At 71.4% G+C, this 18,859-nt stretch carries 11 protein-coding genes; 4 read left to right on the forward strand and 7 right to left on the reverse strand.

The features are described from left to right. Positions 1 to 57: 57 nt before the first annotated feature. Complete coding sequence (locus ACWEFL_RS19575; protein WP_451713997.1) at positions 58 to 3,567, reverse strand: indolepyruvate ferredoxin oxidoreductase family protein; 3,510 nt, start codon at positions 3,565 to 3,567, stop codon at positions 58 to 60. Positions 3,568 to 3,728: 161 nt separating this feature from the next. Between ACWEFL_RS19575 and ACWEFL_RS19580 the strand changes: the two genes are divergently transcribed. Beyond that, complete coding sequence (locus ACWEFL_RS19580) at positions 3,729 to 4,205, forward strand: Lrp/AsnC family transcriptional regulator (protein WP_451714000.1); 477 nt, start codon at positions 3,729 to 3,731, stop codon at positions 4,203 to 4,205. Between the two features lie 288 nt (positions 4,206 to 4,493). After that, the gene (locus ACWEFL_RS19585) at positions 4,494 to 6,326 is read left to right on the forward strand and encodes a protein kinase domain-containing protein (protein WP_451714003.1); all 1,833 of its coding nucleotides are present in this window, start codon (positions 4,494 to 4,496) and stop codon (positions 6,324 to 6,326) included. 196 nt (positions 6,327 to 6,522) lie between these two features. Here ACWEFL_RS19585 and ACWEFL_RS19590 read toward each other — a convergent pair whose 3' ends face one another. Together ACWEFL_RS19590 and ACWEFL_RS19595 are read right to left on the reverse strand one after the other, a co-directional pair. Beyond that, positions 6,523 to 7,713 (reverse strand): amidohydrolase, encoded by a 1,191-nt coding sequence (locus tag ACWEFL_RS19590; protein ID WP_451714006.1) that lies wholly within the window; start codon positions 7,711 to 7,713, stop codon positions 6,523 to 6,525. 136 nt (positions 7,714 to 7,849) lie between these two features. Continuing rightward, entirely contained in the window at positions 7,850 to 8,701 is an 852-nt protein-coding gene (locus ACWEFL_RS19595) for a GntR family transcriptional regulator (RefSeq protein WP_451714009.1), read from the reverse strand. 228 nt (positions 8,702 to 8,929) lie between these two features. On the opposite strand from ACWEFL_RS19595, the gene ACWEFL_RS19600 reads away from it, so the two are divergent. Next, positions 8,930 to 10,471, forward strand: a complete 1,542-nt coding sequence (locus ACWEFL_RS19600; protein ID WP_451714011.1) for an APC family permease — start codon at positions 8,930 to 8,932, stop codon at positions 10,469 to 10,471. Positions 10,472 to 10,662: 191 nt separating this feature from the next. On the opposite strand, the gene ACWEFL_RS19605 is transcribed toward ACWEFL_RS19600, so the two are convergent. The 4 genes from ACWEFL_RS19605 to ACWEFL_RS19620 all read right to left on the reverse strand — a co-directional run bounded on the left by ACWEFL_RS19605 (position 10,663) and on the right by ACWEFL_RS19620 (position 17,628). Continuing rightward, positions 10,663 to 11,424, reverse strand: a complete 762-nt coding sequence (locus ACWEFL_RS19605) for a class I SAM-dependent methyltransferase (protein WP_451714014.1) — start codon at positions 11,422 to 11,424, stop codon at positions 10,663 to 10,665. Positions 11,425 to 11,824: 400 nt separating this feature from the next. Continuing rightward, complete coding sequence (locus ACWEFL_RS19610) at positions 11,825 to 14,347, reverse strand: ATP-binding SpoIIE family protein phosphatase (RefSeq protein ID WP_451714016.1); 2,523 nt, start codon at positions 14,345 to 14,347, stop codon at positions 11,825 to 11,827. A gap of 121 nt (positions 14,348 to 14,468) precedes the next feature. After that, on the reverse strand, positions 14,469 to 16,892 hold the full coding sequence (locus ACWEFL_RS19615; RefSeq protein WP_451714018.1) for an MFS transporter: 2,424 nt from the start codon (positions 16,890 to 16,892) through the stop codon (positions 14,469 to 14,471). Positions 16,893 to 17,181: 289 nt separating this feature from the next. Further along, positions 17,182 to 17,628 (reverse strand): SRPBCC family protein, encoded by a 447-nt coding sequence (locus tag ACWEFL_RS19620; RefSeq protein WP_451714021.1) that lies wholly within the window; start codon positions 17,626 to 17,628, stop codon positions 17,182 to 17,184. A gap of 161 nt (positions 17,629 to 17,789) precedes the next feature. On the opposite strand from ACWEFL_RS19620, the gene ACWEFL_RS19625 reads away from it, so the two are divergent. Continuing rightward, positions 17,790 to 18,839: an Rv2578c family radical SAM protein gene (locus ACWEFL_RS19625; RefSeq protein WP_451714023.1), complete on the forward strand. Its 1,050-nt coding sequence runs from the start codon at positions 17,790 to 17,792 to the stop codon at positions 18,837 to 18,839. Positions 18,840 to 18,859 lie beyond the last annotated feature (20 nt).

The raw sequence follows: 18,859 nt of genomic DNA on the forward strand, positions 1-18,859 counted from the left end.
CTCTAGCCTCGGCGGGTCCGGTGGATCGCCTCGGCGGGCCCGGCGGATCCCCGCAGGTCAGGGCCGCGTCGCGGTGCCGGAGACCGCCGGGCTGATCCTGGTGAGGAGTTCGTCCCGCCGTCGCCGGTAGACGGCCACGGTGCGGAGTTTGACCTCCTCGTAGCCGCGCACCTCGTCGGGCAGTTCGGCGAGTTCCCTCACGACCTTCAGGTCGGGTGCGTCGGTGGAGAGCGCCCGCAGAACCGTGGAGCGGTAGTCGTCGACGAGGGAGCGTTCCACCTTGCGGACGTGGGCGTATCCGAAGAGGTCGAGCGGGGTTCCGCGCAGGGCGCGCAGGGAGTGCAGCGTCCGGAACACCGGGCGGGCCATGGGGCCCAGGCCGATCTTGCGTTTGACGCCCATGGCCCGCAGGACCGGCGGGTGCAACTGGTGGGAGAAGCGTGATCCCGCGCCGAACCGGGCCTCGATCTCTTCACTCAGCGTGTCGTCCAGGGCGAGCCGGGCGACTTCGTACTCGTCCTTGTACGCCATGAGTTTGTAGAGGTTGCGGGCGACCGCCTCGGTGACGGCGCGGGAGTCGTCGTCGAGGCCGCGGATCCGTTCGACGTAGAGGGCGTAGGTCCTCGCGTACCGCTCGTTCTGGTAGCGGATGAGGTCCGGGATCCGGATGTCGAGGAGGCGGGCCAGTTCCGTTCCCTCGGGAGCCGCGACGAGGGACCTGACCCGTGCCGTGGCGGGCGGGTCGGTCCGGACGCGGCGGGGGCGGGCTGCGGGGGCGGAAGCCTCGGCGAGCGCCTCGGGGTCGGCCAGCAGCTGCCGTCCGCGCCGGAACGCCTGGATGTTGGCGTCCACCGCCGTGCCGTTCAGTGTGATCGCCCGTTCGATCGCCTCGGCCGGCAGCGGGAGCGCGCCGCTCTGGTAGGCCACGCCGAGCAGGAGGACGTTCGCGAACCGGTCGTCGCCGAAGAGGGCCTCGGACCGGGCTCGTGCGTCGAGGTAGTAGGCGCGGGCGGTGGCCGCGTGAATGGCCTCCTTGATCCGGTGCGGTTCGGGGAAGGCGACGGAGGTGTCGACGACCATGCGCCCGGTGGGTACCTCGGTCGTGGAGACCACCGCGGTGGTCCGGCCGGGATCCGCGGCGGCGAGGTGTCCGGGGTCGGCGCCGACGAGGCTGTCGCAGGCCAGATAGAGGTCGCACTCCGCCTTGGCCAGCTTGGCCGCCTGCTCCACCACGGACGTCGTGATCTTGATGTCGGAGACGACGGCCCCGCCCTTCTGGGCCAGGCCGGTCTGGTCGAGCGTACGGGCGTGCCTGCCGTCGAGGACGGCGGCGGTGGCGACGATCTGGGCGACGGTGACGACCCCGGTGCCGCCGACGCCCGCGATACGCAGGGTGAACGAATCCGGGCCGCCCTCACCGCCGGTACCCGCGCCGGGCGCGGGCTCGGGCAGGTCGGCGGCGGCCAGGGAGGGAGGCGTCCGGCGTTCCGCGCGTCCGCCGCCGGGCGTCACGGTCACGAACGAGGGGCAGTCGCCGTCGAGGCAGGCGAGGTCGAGATTGCAGGAGGACTGGTCGATGGTCGTCTTGCGTCCGAACTCGGTGGTGACCGGCTGTACGGAGAGGCAGTTGGACTTGGTCCCGCAGTCTCCGCAGCCCTCGCAGATCCTCTCGTCGATCACGACTCTGGTCGCGGGGGTCGGGGCCGTGCCGCGGCGGCGTTTGCGCCGTTTCTCGGCCGCGCACTCCTGGTCGTGGACGAGCACGGTGACGCCGGGGGTGGCGGCCAGTTCCCGCTGGCTTTCGATGAGCCGGTCGCGGTGCCGCACCTCGACGCCCTTGGGGAGCCGTGTGCCGCGCAGCCGCTCGGGGGCGTCGCTGGTGATGACGACCTTGGCGGCGCCTTCGAGGAGCAGCAGCGCGGCGACCTTCTCGACCGGCAGAGCGCCGACGGCCTGCTGTCCGCCGGTCATCGCCACCGCGGAGTTGTACAGCAGCTTGTACGTGATGTTGACCCCGGCGGCGACGGCGGCCCGGACGGCGAGGCTCCCCGAGTGGGTGAAGGTGCCGTCACCGATGTTCTGGATGAAGTGGTCGTCCTCGATGAAGGGGGCCATGCCGATCCACTGCGCGCCCTCGCCGCCCATCTGGGTCATCCCGACGACGGTGCCGACCTGTTCGGGTTCCATGAACACGGCCATCGTGTGGCAGCCGATTCCGGCGCCGACCAGGGAGCCGTCCGGAACCTTGGTCGAGGAGTTGTGGGGACAGCCGGAGCAGAAGTAGGGCGTTCTCGTCAGCAGCGGCAGATCGATGCGCCCTCGGGGGCGGGACGGCCGATCGGGTGTGATCTCCCCGTACGCGGCGAGACGGCGGGCGAGGCCGGTAGCGACGGTCTCGGGGCCCAGTTCGCCGACCGTGCTGAACAGCGCCCTGCCGTCGGGGCCGTGCTTGCCGTGTACGGTCGGCGCGCCGGTGACGCCGTAGAGGATGTCCTTGACGGCCGCCTCGATGAAGGAACGCTTCTCCTCCACGACGACGACTTCCCGCAGACCGGCGGCGAACTCCTTGACGACGGTGGGCTCGACGGGATGGACTGCCCCCAGCTTGAGCAGCCGGACGCCGAAGCGGGCGCGGGCCTCCTCCTCGTCCAGGCCGAGGGTGCGCAGGGCCTGCCGGACGTCGAGATAGGTCTTGCCCGCGGCGATGATGCCGATCCGGTCGGCCGGGGTGCTGCCGAGGATCCGGTTGACGCCGCTGACGCGCAGATACTCCTCGACGAGCGGAAGCCGCACGGTGAAGAGGCTGCGCTCCAGCGCCGCGAGGCCGGCGCCGAGCAGATGCCCGCTGGGGCGGTGGGAGTAGGCGCGGCCGGACAGCACGGGAGGCGTCCAGTCGGGACGTACGACGGCGGTGCCCGCCGCGTCCGCGACATTGGCGACGATCTTCATGGCGGCCCAGACGCCACTGGCGCGGGAGAGTTCGACGGCGTGCAGCCCGTAGTCGAGGATGTCCTGCGAGTCGGCGGGGTAGAGGACCGGGATCGCCAGGTCCGCCAGGGCGGCTTCGGAGGCGCAGGGCACGGAGGAGGACTTCGCCGCGGGGTCGTCCCCGACCAGGACGAGCGCCCCGCCACGGGGAGAGGCGCCGACCAGGTTGGCGTGGCGCAGGGCATCCGTCGCCCGGTCGAGGCCGGGAGCCTTTCCGTACCAGAGCCCGGTCACTCCGTCGGTGCGCAGTCGGCCCGCCTCGCCGGCCAGCTGGCTGCCCATGACGGAGGTGGCGGCCAGTTCCTCGTTGAGGCCCGGACGGAACACCACGTCGTGCTCCGTGAGCAGCGCGGTCCGGCGCATCAGTTCCAGATCGAATCCCGCCAGCGGCGAGCCCTCGTAACCGGAGACGAACGCGGCGCTGTTCAGCCCCAGACGCCGGTCGTGCCGCATCCGGTCGAACAGCAGGCGTACCAGGGCCTGGACTCCGGTGAGATAGACCGTGCCGTCGTCGCGGAGATATCGGTCGTCAAGGGTGAAGCCGCTCGGCGTCCCCGTCGAAGCATCCACAGCACTCATGCGATGTCACCTAACTCACGCCCAGGCCCGGCAGACTGTTCAATTGGCCCAGATTTTAGGAGAAAGGACTGCGGACCGGTCAATGGGTTCTGCTGTTGACTGGGCCAATGGCCTGATGCTTTTCTAGGGTCTCCGACTCACGGAAGGCCATCGGCACACCCATGGACGATCTCGACACCTCTCTGCTGCGGCTCCTGATCGAGGAGCCGCGGGCCGGTATGCGCGAGTACGCACGCGTCCTCGGGGTGGCCAGGGGCACGGTCCAGGCGCGGCTCACCCGTCTGGAGCGCGACGGCGTGATCGCCGACTACGCCCCGAAGCTCAGCCCCGCGATGCTGGGCTATCCCGTTCTCGCGCTCGTCCACGTCCACTTGGCGCAGGGCCGGCTGGACGATGTCACCACGGCGCTGCACGCCATGCCCGAAGTCCTCGAAGCGCACACCATCGCGGGCGAGGGCGATCTGGTGTGCCGCGTGGCCGCCCGCGAGAACCCGCATCTGGAGGACGTCATCCAGCAGCTGCTGCGGCTGCCGGGCGTCGTCCGCACCAAGACCGAGGTGATCCTGGGCGAGCGTGTCGGCTACCGGGTTCTTCCGCTGGTGGTCGCCTCCGGCAAACCCCTGCCGCCGTCATCCTGAGAGCGGCCTCCGCACCCGCCGCCGCGTCGGCACCGAAGCGATCGCGCGCCGCACCGTGCCGACCCGTTCGGCCCAGCCGCTTGCCCCTCCCGTCCGCTTGCCCCTCGCGTCCGCCCGCCGCGTGCCCGTACGGCGCTCCCGCTCCCCCGAACTGAGTGCTGCTTACATGCGGATCAGTCGGTACGCATCGGAATTCACGAGACCTACCCGGCCAGATGGTTCCATTCCCTAGACTGCGCCCAGCCGTGGGGGATCACGGCATTGCTGTCGTTGTGGGGGGATGTTCCGATGCGGGTGTTGTCCGGGCGCTATGAGCTGGTGGAGGCCGTCGGCCGCGGCGGCATGGGGGAGGTATGGCGTGCGCTGGACCGGGAGTTGGGCCGTACGGTCGCGGTGAAGGTACTGCCCCCGGAGCTGACCCAGCACGAGGAGTTCCGGTCGCGGTTCCGCCGTGAGGCGCGGACGGTGGCCTCGCTCTCGCACCGGGGCGTCGCGGTGCTGCACGATGTCGGGGAGGACGGCGAGGGCGCGTCGGCTACGCCGTACCTGGTGATGGAGTTCATCGAGGGCCGCACCCTGGCCGAGGTGCTGAGGGACGGCCCGCTGAACCCGCAGCGGGCGGCGGCGATGGTCCGGGACGTGGCGGACGCCCTCGCCCACAGCCACTCCCAGGGCCTGATCCACCGGGACATCAAGCCTTCCAACATCATGGTCACCTCGGCCGGGGCGGTGAAGGTGCTGGACTTCGGCATCGCCAAGGTGGTGGCGGAGACGACCACACGGCTGACGGCGACCGGGATGACCGTGGGCACCCCGGCCTATCTCTCGCCGGAGCAGATCGAGGGCGGCCAGGTGGACGTGCGCACCGACCAGTACTCGGTGGGCTGCCTGCTGTACGAACTCCTCACCGGGCGACCGCCGTTCATCGGGGACTCCCCCTTCGTGGTGATGCATCAGCATCTCGCCAAGGAACCGACCCCGCCGTCCGCGCTGAGGCCGCAGCTCTCGGCACAGTTCGACCAGGTCGTCATGCGGACGCTGACCAAGGATCCCGACGGCCGCTTCGCCGGCGCGGGTGCGCTGCGGGACGCGCTGAACACCCTCGCCGACGGGGGAACGGTGGCGCCGAGCGCGGGCGGCACCCGGCTGGCCGACGCGGCCACTCCGGTGGCGGCCCCGGTTCCTGCCGCACCGACCCCGGTTCCTGCCGCACCGGTCGCCGCCGCTGCGCCGCCCCCGGTTCCCGCGTCCTCCCCGATCGCCGCCGCATCGGCCGCGTCGCTGCCGTCTCCGGCACAGCCCCCCGCTCCCGTCGCCGTCCACGGCGGCGGGACACCCGGCGCGGGCACGATCCCCGCCCAGCAGTCGGCGCCCGCGGCGGCCACACCCGTGGCCGGCTTCGGTCCGCCGTACGCGCCGACAGGCCCCACGACGCCCGGCACTGCGGCAACCGGCACCGCGACGCCCGATACTGCGAAGACCGGCACCGCGACGACCGGCACCGCGACGACCGACGCGCCTTCCGAAGGCATCAGTCTGCGTCTCGGACGCGATCAACTGCCCACGGTCTTCGGGCTCCTGGTCTCCTTGATCTGCGTCGTCGGTATGTTCACTCTCTCCGGCGAGTCGGTCGACGAGGGGATTCCCGGGGCCTTCCCCGCGATCGGCGCGCTGCTGTGGCTGGTGGGCCTCTTCGCGCTGTTCCGCCTTCCCGAGTGGGCCCCGTACCCGGTCTGGGCCGGAGTGGGCATGCTGATGGCGGGCCGGGCGGTCGGGGTCTACGAGGGCGAGAGCTACAACGACACCTACGACTCGGAAGGCTATTCCGACTATTACTACACCTATGAGTACGGGGACAGCCTGCTGCCGTGCGCGGTGTTCCTCCTCATGGCCCTGGCCTGTCTGATCGTGGCGGTGCGCGCTCCGAAGAGCCCGCACGGGGTGGCGGCGGCCGGCGGGTTCACGGTGCTGCTGGGCGCCGGCGCCATGTTCGCGGACTCCACCGACCCGGAAGCGGCCTGGTCGATCTTCTTCGTCTTCTGGGGGCTGGCCCTGGTGGCCCAGTTGGTGCGTACCGTTCTGACCCGGCGGCGCGCCGCGAAGAGGGCCGCGCGCGCGTGACCACGGGTTCGGCCGTGGGGCGACCGGCCGTTGACCGGCCATTGACCGGCCGTCGCCCGGCGACCGTACCCGCGGCCCGGGCTCCCCTCTCATCCGATCCGTCGCGTCGGCCGGGCCGGTCTTCCGGGTTCGGCCGGGCACGGGCCGCGAACGCCGTACGGTCGGCGCGAGCACGCTCCCGGCCACGGCGCCGGTGTCAGACCAGGCGGCCGTCACGGGCGACGATCCGGCCCGCCCGTACCACCATGGCCGGTACGGGCCGGTCCACGACGGCTTCGGGGAGTGACCCGGCGGCGAGCAGCACGAAGTCGGCCGGGTCGCCGATCTCCAGCCGGGTCGCGGGAAGTCCGAGCAGCGCGGCGCCTCCATGGGCCACGAGGTGGTAGCAGGCGGCGAGTTCGCCGTCGGTCCGTGCATCGGTCCGATAGGCCAGCAGATGCGCGCGGTTGATCATGTCGCCGTTGCCGAACGGGGACCAGGAGTCGCGTACGCCGTCGGAGCCCGCGGCGACCAGGACGCCGTGCCGGGTGAGGGACGCGGTCGGCAGGACCGGGTCGGCTCCCAGGGCGCAGGTCGTGAGGGCGACACCGGCCCCGGCCAGCAGCTCCGCGGTACGGGCCAGTTCGTCGCCGTCGAGTTCCGCGAGGCAGAACGCGTGGCTGACGGTCACCCGGCCCCCCAGTCCCGCCGCGGCCGTACGGCGGGCGATCTCGGTGACCTGGCGCAGCCCGTCGGCCCCGCCGTCGTGGAGGTGGATGTCGAGGGGGGCGTCCCGGCGGACCGCGACGTCGAAGAGGAAGTCCAGTTGGCCGTCCATGTCCCCGTCGACTCCGAGCGGGTCGATCCCGCCGACGATGTCGGCGCCCTCGGACAGGGCCTGTTCGAGGAGTTCGGCGGTACCGGGCTCGCTGAGCAGGCCCAGCTGCGGGAAGGCGACGACTTGGACGTCGAGGAGGTCCGCGCGGGCGTCGGCGGCGGCGCGTACTCCCTTGACGTTGGACAGCCCGTACACGGGCGCGACATCGACATGGGCCCGCATGGCGCGGGTGCCGTGGGCGACGGCGTTGTCCATGAGGGCCCCGGCCCGCTCCGCGGCCGACGCGGAGAGCCGTGACCGGTCGCGGACGTCGCCCTCGATGAGGTCGCGCAGCGAGTGCGCGGGCTCCCGGCTCAGCCAGGGGCCTCCCCATGTCGTCTTGTCGGGGTGGATGTGGGCGTCGACAGGGGACGGAAGAGCGAGGGCGCTGGCCGCGTCCACGATGGTGTGGCCGTCGGGCGGAACGGGCGGGTCGTACGCGGCGATCCGGCCGTCGGTGACGAGGAGATCACGGGTGCGTCCGTCCTCGGTGCGGACGGCGGTGAACAGGACGTGGGCGTGCTGGGCCATGGGCCGACGTACCTCTCGGGTCGTTCTCGGTGCTGGTTCGGTGCTGGTTCGGTGCGCTGCGCCGGCCGACGGCGGGCCGGTGACGTGCTGTGGCGGGGGCCGTGCCGGTCGGTTCCGGTCGTCGGCGGCGGGCCCGTCAGGTTCGGGCGGACCGCCGGGCACGCCGGGCGGTCGGTGTGCTTTCCGGGTCCCCGGTGCCGGCGGGGGCTGAGGTTTCGGTGGGGTCTGTGGGGCCGACGGCGTCGACGGGGTCGGCTCCGACGGCTTGCGAGGCGTCTGAGGAGTCTGAGGAGTTCCCGGTCAGGGCGAGCATGCGCATCGTGGTCTCGCGGGTCCCGGCCACATGAGCGCGGGCGATCCGCTCCGCGGCCCGGACGTCGCCGTCCCGGATCGCGGCGTACAACTCCTCGTGCTCGCCGCACATCTCGGCGCCGTCCGTGGGGGCGGAGGTCAGGCTGAACAGCCTGCGCAGGCGGCCGTCGAGCGGCGCCATCAGATCCTGGAGCAGCGGATTCCCGGACATGACCACGATCTGCTGGTGGAAGTCCGCGTGGATCGACACGAGTTCGCGGATCCGGCGGGCGGATCCGGCCGCGCGGCGGGCGCGTTCGAGCAGTTTCTCCAGCGTCCGCAGCCCGTCGTGGTCGGCGCGGGCCGCGGCGAGCGAGGCCGCCAGCGCCTCCAGGCTCTCCCGGATGTCGAAGAAGTCGGCGGCCTCGGCGGGACCGAGCGGTGCCACGAACGCTCCCCTGCGGGCCTGGACCGTGATGAAGCCCTCGGCCTCCAGACGCTGGAGCGCCTCCCGGACAGGAATACGGGAGACGCCGAGCTCGTCCGCCAGGTCGCGTTCCACGACCCGCCGCCCGGACGGGTACCGCCCGTCGATGATCCGCTCCCGTACCTCCAGATAGACCTGGTCCCGCAGCGACCGGTGCGCACCGCCGATGGTGCCCCGGCCGACAGGGCCGTCTGTCCGGCTGCTGCTCATTGTGCTCGCTCCCTACACGTGGGGGACGGTCTCGTTCGGTCGTGCCGGTTGATCATCGCAGATTCCGGAAAAGTCCCACAGAGTCTTGCTTGGTATTCGGTATACCAGTAACTTGAGCGCCGCGCCTAGTCGAACCGTTCTGAACTGCGCTTTCACCGATGCATGGAGCCGGGAGCCGGAGCACCTGCCTGCTTTCCCCCTACCTGTCAGCACCTTGAGGAACCACCGATGAACCAATCGCCCACCGCCGTCGAGCGACCCCCCACACCCGCGTCCGAGGGCTCGCCGAGCGGAGGCCCGGCCGCGTCCGGTGAATCCGGGAAATCCGGCGAAACCGGTGATTCCGGGGAGCGCCTCGCCAAGGGCCGGATCGGCACCTCCGATCTCGTCTTCTTCGTCGTCGCGGCGGCGGCGCCCCTCACGGTGCTGGCCGGTGTCGCCCCGTTCGCCATCGGCATCGGCGGCCCCGGCACCCCGCTCGGATATCTGGTCGCCGGTGTGCTCCTGGTGCTGTTCGCGGCCGGATTCACCGCGATGAGCCGGTACGTCCGCAACGCGGGGGCCTTCTACGCCTATGTCGCGCGCGGGCTCGGGCGGACGCTCGGCGTGGGTACCGCGTACCTCGCGGCCCTCTCGTACAACCTCATCGCACCCGGCGTCGCCGCCGGATTCGGCTACTTCGCCTCGACCACGCTGGAGGACCTCACCGGCGCCGAGGTGCCGTGGTGGCCGCTGGCGACGCTCTGTGTGCTCGGCGTCGGGGTGCTGGGATGGCTGCGGGTCACCCTCAGCGCCAAGGTCCTGGGGGTCGCCCTGGTCCTCGAGGTCCTCGTGCTGCTGGTGATGCAGGTCGGCGTACTGGCGGATCGGGGCACGGACGCGCTCGACGTCACCTCCTTCGACCCGTCCGTCCTGGCCTCCTCCGCGGGCATGGCGGGCATGTTCGTCCTGGTCATCGGGGCGTTCACCGGATTCGAGGCGACCGCGATCTACGCCGAGGAGGCACGGGACCCGGCGCGTACGGTCCCCCGCGCCACCTTCATCGCGATCGGGTTCCTGGCGCTCTTCTACGCCTTCGGGGTGTGGGTGCTCATGGGCGGTTTCGGCACCGACGAGTCGGTGGCGATCGCCAGGGCGGGTGACGGCCCGCAGCTCACGTTCACCACGGCACAGGTCTTCGTCGGGAAGTGGCTGGCGGACTCGATGCACGTACTGATCGCGATCAGCGCCTTCGCGGCCACCCTCGCCTTCCACAACGCCGCCGCCCGGTACCTCTACGCCCTGGGCCGCGAGGGGCTCCTGCCGCGCCGCCTGGCCAAGGTGTCGGCGCGGCAGGGTTCGCCGGTCGCCGCGGTCGCCGCGCAGACGGTGTTCGGCCTGGTCCTGGTGGTCGGAGGGGCGCTCGTCGGAGCCGACCCGTACGCCCAGATCTTCCTCTGGTCCAACAGCACGGGCGTGCTCGGCATCATGATCATGCAGGCGCTCGCCGCCCTCGCCGTGGTGTTCTTCTTCCGCCGCGACCGGCAGGGCATGTCGGTCTGGCGGGTCGTGGTCGCCCCGCTGATCGCGTTCGCGGGTCTGGCCGTACTGGCGGTGCTCGCCGTCATCCACTTCGATCTGCTCACCGGCCGTACGGGAGCGGTCAACGTGGCCCTGCTCGTACCGCTGCCGGTGGTCCTGGCGGCCGGGATGGTGGTCGCCGCGCGCATCAAGCGCAAGGACCCCGAGCGCTTCGCACGCCTCACCGAGGTGGACGTGGAACGCGGCTGAGCCCGCCGATAGGCCACGGCGGGGGGTGCGGGGCGGTGCGCCTCGCACCCCCCGCCGTGGCCTTCCGGACCGCCGGCGGATCCGTTCACCGCCGAGGACAGGTCCTGGGAACGCCCTTCAAGGTCCGGCCCGCCCCCGGAGACGGCTCACGGAGGTGGCTCAAGGAACGGAAGGGCGCTCACCGAGCCCGCTCAGCGCACAGCTCGCTCCCGGCTCAGGACCATCCAGTTCGACGGCAGCTCGATCCTCGAGCCGTCGGCTTCGTACTCGGTGGTCATCAGCGGCAGATCACCGCTCGCCAGCACGGTGAGCCCGGCCGTACGGAAGAAGTCCGCCGTATCGGAATCGGCCACGGCCCCCGGCACTATCCCGTGCCGGAAGACGGGCCGGAGCTTGGCGGGCGGGCCGGCGGGGGACTCGGCGAGTTCGGCCAGCCGGGCTCCCGCCGTCTCCGCCAGTTCCACGACGAAGGCGCACCCGCGCTCCCCCACCAGGGCGGCGATCGTGTCGGCCAGCGGCTGGCGGTCCTTGGTATCGCTCTGGTGGAGCACTCCGCGCATATAGACATTGCAGTCGCCCAGCTCCTCGTGGAGCCGGGCGACGGCGTCCGGGTCAACGGCGTCGAGCTGCCGGAAACGTATCTCGCCGGACGGCGCGTTCCCCCTTCGGGCGGACGCCTTCTCCTGGTCGGCGGCCAGCTCTATGGCGGCGGCCGAGAGATCGACGCCCATCACCTTGGGGAAGCGGTCGGCGAGGAACCGGGTCTGGGTGCCGTTGCCGCAGCCGAGGTCCAGCAGGGTGAGCGAGGGAGCGTCCACGAGCGGCTCGTAGAGCGCCAGATGCAGACCGGCGGTGAGCGCGGGTTCGGCGTCCCAGAAGACCTCGCCGGGTCTGCCGGAAGCCTCCCCCCAGAAGCCCTCCCATGCATCCCGGTATCGGCTGGTGACGCTCATGACCATCTCCCCAGGTGTATGACACAACGCCAAGATCGGTTTATCGCCCATGAGTTGACACTGCAAGTGTCCGTAAGACACCTTCATGTGACGTTCGCCGCAGCGCCCGGCCACCGTGGGACGCCAGAAGCCGGTTTCGGCACAGTGGGGCGGATGAGCCCCCTGAGCACGGAGAACGAGTGGGGCCGGTCGGTCCCGTGGTCCGGGCGAGTCCGGTGGGTCCACCGGGCCGGGCAGGCACAGTGGGTGGAGTGGGTTCAGTGGGTCCCGTGGGGCGGACGGGCCGGGCAGAGCGGGGCCGGATCGCTCGGTCGAATCGGCCGGATCGCTCGGTCGGACAGATCGGTCGGCCGGACAGACCGGGGCCGGACCGGTCGGATGAATCCGTTCGGCCGGATCGTCAGCGCAGTCCGACCTCGAACCAGACCGTCTTTCCCCCGGCGGTCCGGCTGGCTCCCCACTCCCGGGCCAGCGTGCTGACGAGCCGCAGCCCGCGCCCCGCCTCGTCCGACGGTCCGGCGTCGAGCAGGGCCGGCAGGGTGTGGTCCTCGTCCGCGACCTCGCACAGCAGTGTCGTGGACCGTACGAGACGGAGTTCCGCGCGACGGCCGCCCGCGTGCCGCACGGCATTGCCGACCACTTCGCCGACCAGCAGTTCCACGGTCTCCGTCAAAGCTTCCAGCCCCCAGGAGCGCAGCTGCCCCCTGACCAGCCGACGGGCTCTGGCCGCTTCGCGCGGCTCCAGGGACAGCTCCCAGGCGGCGACCGATTCGGCGGGGATGCCGTTGAGCCGGGCCATCAGCAGGGCGACGTCGTCCTTGCGTCCGCCTCGGGCGTTGAGCGCGCGGATGACGGCGTCGCAGGCTTCGTCCATGGAGGCGGCCGGGTGGGCGGCGGATTCGCACAGGGCCGCGAGTCCGACGCCGATGTCCTCGCCCCGGACCTCCACCAGCCCGTCGGTGCACATCACCAGGCGATCGCCGGGCGCGACGGCGGTCCGGCGGCTCTCGAACGGCACTCCGCCGACGCCGATGGGCGCTCCCGTCGGCAGGTCGAGCAGTTCGCCGCGTCCGTCGGCGGCCCGGACCAGCACGGGCGGAACATGGCCCGCGTTCGCGATCACCAGCTCGTTCCCGATGGGGTCGTAGACCGCGTACAGACAGGTCGCGAGATAGTTCTCGCCGAGGCGCTGGGCGAGGTCGTCGAGGTTGCGCAGCAGTTGCTCGGGCGGCAGATCGAGGGCCGCCATGGTCTGTACGGCGGTGCGTAACTGACCCATCATCGCGGCCGAGTTGAGCCCGTGGCCCATCACATCGCCCACCACCAGCGCGACCCGCGAGCCGGGCAGTTTGACGGAGTCGAACCAGTCGCCGCCGACCCGGCCGAGCAGGGTGCCGGGGAGATAGCGGGTGGCGGTGTCGCACCCCGCCATCCTCGGTGTGACCTGCGGGAGCATCGAGTCCTGGAGGGTTTCGGCGACGTTCTCCTGATAGGTGTACATCCGGGCGTTGTCGAGTACGAGCCCGGCGCGGGCGGCGAGTTCGGCCCCTGTGACACGGTCCATGTCGTTGAAGACGGGGCGCTCCCGGTGGCGGAGCAGAATCATGAACCCCAGGACGACGTTGCGCGCCTTCAGCGGCACCACCAGCATCGAACGGCCGTTGATCAGCGGCCGGATGTCCCGCTTCTCGAACTGCGAGGCGATGGCGGTGCCCATCTGCTCGCTGATCCTCGGCACGAGTACCGGGTCGCCGGTGGTCATGCACTGGAAGAACGGGGTGTGTTCGGGGAACGGCATGGCCTCGCCCACCGGCACCACATCGTCCCAGCGGCCCGGTTCGTCGACGTGCTCGACGGCGACCCGGTGCCACATGGTGGTCGCGTCGGGCGGCCCGTCGGGGAAGCCCTCGCCCGCGATGACCTGTTCGCGCAGATAGGTGCCCGCGACATCGGTGAAGCGCGGCACGACGGCCGCGCTGACCTCCTGGATCGTCAGGGCGAGGTCGAGCGAGGATCCGATGCGTCCGCTGACCTCGTTGAGGAATTCGAGCCGCTCGCGCACCGCCGCGTACTCGAGGTCCTCCGCGAGGTCGGCCGTGTCGACGGGCCTGCCCGCGGCGGCCGCCGCCTCGGCGGCTCTTCTGCGTTCCCCGCGCACGGCCCGCCGGGGCACTCCCCAGTCGGGTGTGACCGGTACGCGGTCGTGGTGGCTGAACTCCAGTACGGGATAGCCGAGATCGAGGATCTGGGAGACGATCCGCGTCGAGTCCCGCACACTCATGCTCGGCAGGATCTCGGGGAGTCTGCGGGCGAGTTCGTCGGAGCCGGCGAACTCGGTGTGCAGAGCGAATCCGGGGGCGATGCGTTCACGCCCCTCCGCCTCCCCGATTCCGCCGAACTGCCCTGCGTCGGCGGCGAGTACGATCAGCCGTTCCTCGCCCGGTCCGACCATGGGGTAGGCCCACCACAGCACATCGAGCCGCGCTCGTCCGGGCTCGCGGACCCTGGCCCGGCCGGCCGTCGGATAGGAGCCGCGCCCCTCGATCGACGCCCGGAGTCCGGGGCCTGGACCGTCGTCCGCCCACGGGTCGCCGGACGCACCGTACTCACCGGACGCACCGTACTCGCCGGATGTCCCGGTCTCCTCGAACCCCGCGCTCTCCGCACTGCCGCTGTGGGCTCTGTGCGCTCCGTGCGCTCCGTCGCCGGCGAGCGCCCCCGGAACGGGGAGAGCGCCGGCGACGGGGAGCAGATCGGCGGCGGAGCGCCCCACCGCTTCCTCACGGGCGGGCCCGAACAGCCGTCGCGCACCGGTCGACCAGTGCGATACGAGGCCGTCGCCGTCCACGACGACCACGGCGAGCGGAATCCTGCCGGGCACGACGTACTGCCGTGGCACCCTCGGCGGAACGCCACTGTCCATGGGTGAGGGGCTCCTTCCCCGCGTGCGATGCGCGGATTTGCCACCACGGTACGACGCTTCGGACGCGGTGCGCGGGGCAATCGGCCGAATAGGTCGTGCGCCCGCGCGAACCGACGGTTCATCAGCCCGGTGAGTGATCCGGCCGGTCCTCGTGCCCGAGTTGGAGATCGCGTTCGGTGCGTCCGCCGCCCGCGACCTGCAGCACCGTGGCGACCGGCGGGTAGCCGGCGGCGATCACCGTGTACTCCCCCGACGAGAGATCGACGAAACGGAAGGTTCCGTCGGGTCCGGTGGTGAGGGTGTCGACCACATTGCCCGCCGCGTCCAGCAGGGTGACGCGGGCCTCCTCGACGGGTCGGCCGCCGCCCGCGCGCACGGTGCCGCGCAGAACCGCCCCGCCCGCCAGTTCGATGTCCTGCCGGGTCTCGCGGGCCGGCTGCACGGTGACCGGCAGCGCGGCCGGCCGGAAGGCGGGCGCGCTCGCCGCGAGGGTGTACTCCCCCGCGACCAGTTCGGTCAGGACGTAGCCGCCCTCGCGTCCGCTGCGGGCGGTGGCGACGACGTCCCCGCGCACATCGGTGAGGGTGACCGCGGCATCGCGTACGGGTGCGCCGTCGGCGGTCAGTACGGCCCCCGCCAGCCGGCCCGCTCCGCCGAGGACCACGTCCAGCTCGACGGGCCGCTCCCCGACCGTGACGGTGACGGCCTGGGGCTGATGGCCGCCCGCCGCCGCGATCATGACATAGGAACCGGAACCCGGAGCGCTCAGCGCGTACCGCCCGTCCTCGCCGCTCGCGCCGCGTCCGATCTGCCGCCCGCGCACATCGATGAGGGTCAGGGCGGCTCGCGGCACGGTGCTGCCGTCGTGGTGTTGGACGGTGCCGCAGACCGGGACGCCGAAGGTGTGCGCGGGCGCGGCGCTGCGGGGCGGGGGCACCGAGGCGGTGACGGCGTCGGCGGCAGGGGCGTTCTGGGACACCAGCGGTTTCTCCTTGAGGAAGAAGGCGATGAACAGGCCGAGCAGGAGCACGGGCACGAGATAGAGGAAGATCCGGGGCATCGCGTCGGCGTACGCCTGGACGTAGCCGTCGCGTACGGCGGCCGGCAGGGTGTGGATCAGTTCCGGGGTGATGGACTCGGGGTCCATGCCGTCCGGCAGTCCGGCTCCGCCGGGGAGGCGGACGGCGAGCGCGTCGGCGAGCCGGTCGGCGAAGAGGGTGCCGAAGACGGCGGCGCCGACGCTGCCGCCGATCTGGCGGAAGAAGTTGTGGGCGCTGGTGGCGGTGCCGAGGTCGGCCGGGGGCACGGCGTTCTGCACGGCGAGGACCAGTACGGGAATCACCAGCCCGATGCCGGTGCCGAGGACGGCCTGCCAGAGGCTGGACTGAAGGCGGGGGGTGTCGGCCTCCAGTCCGGAGAGCAGCCACATCCCGGCGACGGAGAGCACTCCGCCTGCGACGGGGTGGATCCGGTAGCGCCCGGTGCGGCTGACCAGTTGGCCGGAGACGATGGAGCCGACGACGATCCCGCCCATCAGGGGGAGCACCAGCAGCCCGGACTCGGTGGCGCTGACTCCGTCCACCATCTGCAGAAAGGTGGGCAGGTAGGCGGCCGCGCCGAAGAGCGCCACGCTGACGAGGGCTCCCAGGAGGCTGGTGACGTTGAAGACGGAGTCGCGGAACAGCCGCAGCGGAATCATCGGTTCGGCGGCGCGCGTCTCGACGAGCAGGAAGAGCAGGGTGGTTACGGCGGTGCCCGCGGCGAGCCCCAGTACGGGGGTCGAGTCCCAGGCGTACTCCGTGCCGCCCCAACTGGTCAGCAGGACCACGCCGGTGGACGCGGCGGCGAGGAGCAGCGCGCCGAGGACGTCGAGCCGGGCGCGGACGGCGGGTCCGGGAAGGCGGAGCACCGCGGCGACCATGACCAGGGTGACCAGGCCGAAGGGCACGTTGAAGTAGAAGCACCAGCGCCATGAGACATGGTCGGTGAAGAAGCCCCCGAGGAGCGGGCCCGCGACGGAGGCGAGGCCGAAGGCGGCGCCGATGAGCCCCATGTACCGGCCGCGGTCACGGGCCGGGACGATGTCCGCGATGATCGCCTGGACGCCGATCAGCAGTCCGCCCGCCCCGATGCCCTGGATGGCGCGGAACGCGATCAGCTGGTCCATGCTGCGGGACCAGCCGGCCAGCGCCGATCCGATGACGAAGACGACGATCGCGAACTGGAAGACGCCCTTGCGCCCGAGGAGATCGCCGAGTTTGCCGTAGACCGGCATGGCGATGGTGGAGGTGAGGAGATACGCGGTGATCGCCCAGGACATCCGGTCCAGACCCTGCAGCTCGCCGACGATCTTCGGGAGCGCGGTGGCGACGATCATCTGCTCCACCGCGGCGAGCAGGAGCGCGAGCATCAGCGCGGCGAAGACGAGCCGTACGCGGCGGGGGCTGAGCGGCTGTTCGGGCACCGCGTCCCGGACGGGGCCGGGGGGATCGCCGGGAGCCGCCGGGGCGACCCGCTCGTCCTCCACAGGAGTGATGCCGCCCACGTTTCCGCTCCCCTCGTCACGCCTTGCGCGGCGCCATTCTTCGCATGGCGCGCGGACGAGGAGCGAGCGGCGCGGGGGACCGGGCGGTTCGGCGGGACGGGCCCGACCGCCCCGTAAGGGAGGCGTGTCGGGCGCTCATCAGGGGCTTTCCCGCGGCCCGTGGTGCGCGGGGCGCATCACGACGCCGCAGGGAAGACCACTCGATACGGTGAGAGCGTCACAACGGCCCACGAAAGAGCGGTGGGTTCCGTGGCCGGAAGGGCGGTGGGGTCCGTGACCCTCTTCCCGGCTACCGCTTCTCGACCTCGGCCGCGAGGTTCGCGAGCAGGACGTCGTAGATGCGGGCGAGACCCTTGGGCGCGAAGGTCTTCTCGAAGAATCCGCCGATGCCGCCGGCACCGTCCCAGACGGTGGTGACGACGGCCTTGGACTTGCCCTCCCCCGCCGGGGTGACGGTCCAGGTGGTGACCATGGAGGAATTGCGGTCCTTTTCGATCAGCTGGCCGTCGGTCGGCTCGGTGACGTCGAGCAGACAGTCGCGGACACGCTTGCTGGTCGCCTGGAGCTTCCAGTGGACGAGGGTGCCCTCACCGTCGCCGCCCTCCCGGACCTCGTACTCGCTGAACTGCTCGGGCAGGAGCTTCGCGCGGGAGTTCTCGTAGTCGGCCAGGGTGTCGAACACCGTCTCCGCGTCCGCCGCGATGACTCGTTCCGTCGTGGCCTCGACCTGCGCCATTGCTGTTCCTCCAGCACTCGGTTGTTCGGGGTGGCGCAAGCCAACCATCTCGGGTGCGAGCGCCCAAATCCGGGGCCGGGAGATGGCCGGAAGGCGGAGGCCCAAAGCGATCAAGGGAACATGTGTTCTATTCTGAGGCCAGTGCTACCGAGGAGGCGACCATGCGCTGGGACCATCTGGCCGAGAATCAGTCGACGCCGGGGGCTTCCGGCGACGCCTCGCTCTTCGGCGCGTCCGAGGTGACGACCCGCACCTTCGACACACCGGAGTTCCGGGGCATCACCTTCCACGAGATCCGGGCGCGTTCGATTCTGAACCGGGTGCCGGGCGCGTCCCGGATGCCGTTCGAATGGACCGTCAATCCCTACCGAGGCTGCTCGCACGCCTGTGTGTACTGCTTCGCGCGCAAGTCCCACAGCTATCTGGACCTCGACACCGGGCTCGGCTTCGACTCCCAGATCGTCGTCAAGGTCAACGCGCCCGAGCTGCTCCGCCGCCAACTGGGGTCCCGCCACTGGCAGGGCGCGCATATCGCGATGGGCACGAACGTCGACTGTTACCAGAGGGCAGAGGGACGCTATCGGCTCATGCCGGGCGTGATCGCGGCCCTGCGCGACTACGCGAACCCGTTCTCCATCCTCACCAAGGGCACCCTGATCCTGCGCGATCTGGAACTGCTGCTCCAGGCGGCCGAGGTCACCGAGGTCGGCGTCTCCGTCTCGGTCGGTTTCACCGATCAGCGCCTGTGGCGCACGCTCGAACCCGGCACGCCCTCGCCCGAGCGCCGCCTCGACGCCGTCCGCACCCTCGCCGACCACGGAATCGGCTGCGGGGTGCTGATGGCCCCGGTGGTTCCCTTCCTCGGCGACCATCCGGACCAGCTCCGCGCGACCGTACGCGCGATCGCCGCGTCAGGCGCGACCTCGGTGACACCGCTCGTCCTCCATCTGCGGACCGGAGCGCGCGAGTGGTTCATGGCGTGGCTGCAAGAGCACCACCCGTATCTCGTGCGGCGCTATGAGCGGTTGTACGCGGACGGGGCGTACGCGCCCAGGTGGTACCAGCGCCGGATCACACGCCAGGTCCATGAACTGGCGGCCGAGTTCGGCATCGGCCCGGCCGACCGGGGGATGCCGCGGCGGATCAGACCGGAGCCGGATCCGGGAGCCCTGCGGCGCGACCGGGAGCCCGTGCAGCTCACGCTGCTCTGACGCCGGCTCTGCTGTCGGGC

The sequence above is a fragment of the Streptomyces sp. NPDC004838 genome, from assembly GCF_053600955.1.

Bases quoted from the DNA above. Each gene is read 5' to 3' on its own strand.
- ACWEFL_RS19575 (WP_451713997.1), bottom strand. From the start codon at position 3,567: ATGAGTGCTGTGGATGCTTCGACGGGGACGCCGAGCGGCTTCACCCTT.
- ACWEFL_RS19580 (WP_451714000.1), top strand. From the start codon at position 3,729: ATGGACGATCTCGACACCTCTCTGCTGCGGCTCCTGATCGAGGAGCCG.
- ACWEFL_RS19585 (WP_451714003.1), top strand. From the start codon at position 4,494: ATGCGGGTGTTGTCCGGGCGCTATGAGCTGGTGGAGGCCGTCGGCCGC.
- ACWEFL_RS19590 (WP_451714006.1), bottom strand. From the start codon at position 7,713: ATGGCCCAGCACGCCCACGTCCTGTTCACCGCCGTCCGCACCGAGGAC.
- ACWEFL_RS19595 (WP_451714009.1), bottom strand. From the start codon at position 8,701: ATGAGCAGCAGCCGGACAGACGGCCCTGTCGGCCGGGGCACCATCGGC.
- ACWEFL_RS19600 (WP_451714011.1), top strand. From the start codon at position 8,930: ATGAACCAATCGCCCACCGCCGTCGAGCGACCCCCCACACCCGCGTCC.
- ACWEFL_RS19605 (WP_451714014.1), bottom strand. From the start codon at position 11,424: ATGAGCGTCACCAGCCGATACCGGGATGCATGGGAGGGCTTCTGGGGG.
- ACWEFL_RS19610 (WP_451714016.1), bottom strand. From the start codon at position 14,347: ATGGACAGTGGCGTTCCGCCGAGGGTGCCACGGCAGTACGTCGTGCCC.
- ACWEFL_RS19620 (WP_451714021.1), bottom strand. From the start codon at position 17,628: ATGGCGCAGGTCGAGGCCACGACGGAACGAGTCATCGCGGCGGACGCG.
- ACWEFL_RS19625 (WP_451714023.1), top strand. From the start codon at position 17,790: ATGCGCTGGGACCATCTGGCCGAGAATCAGTCGACGCCGGGGGCTTCC.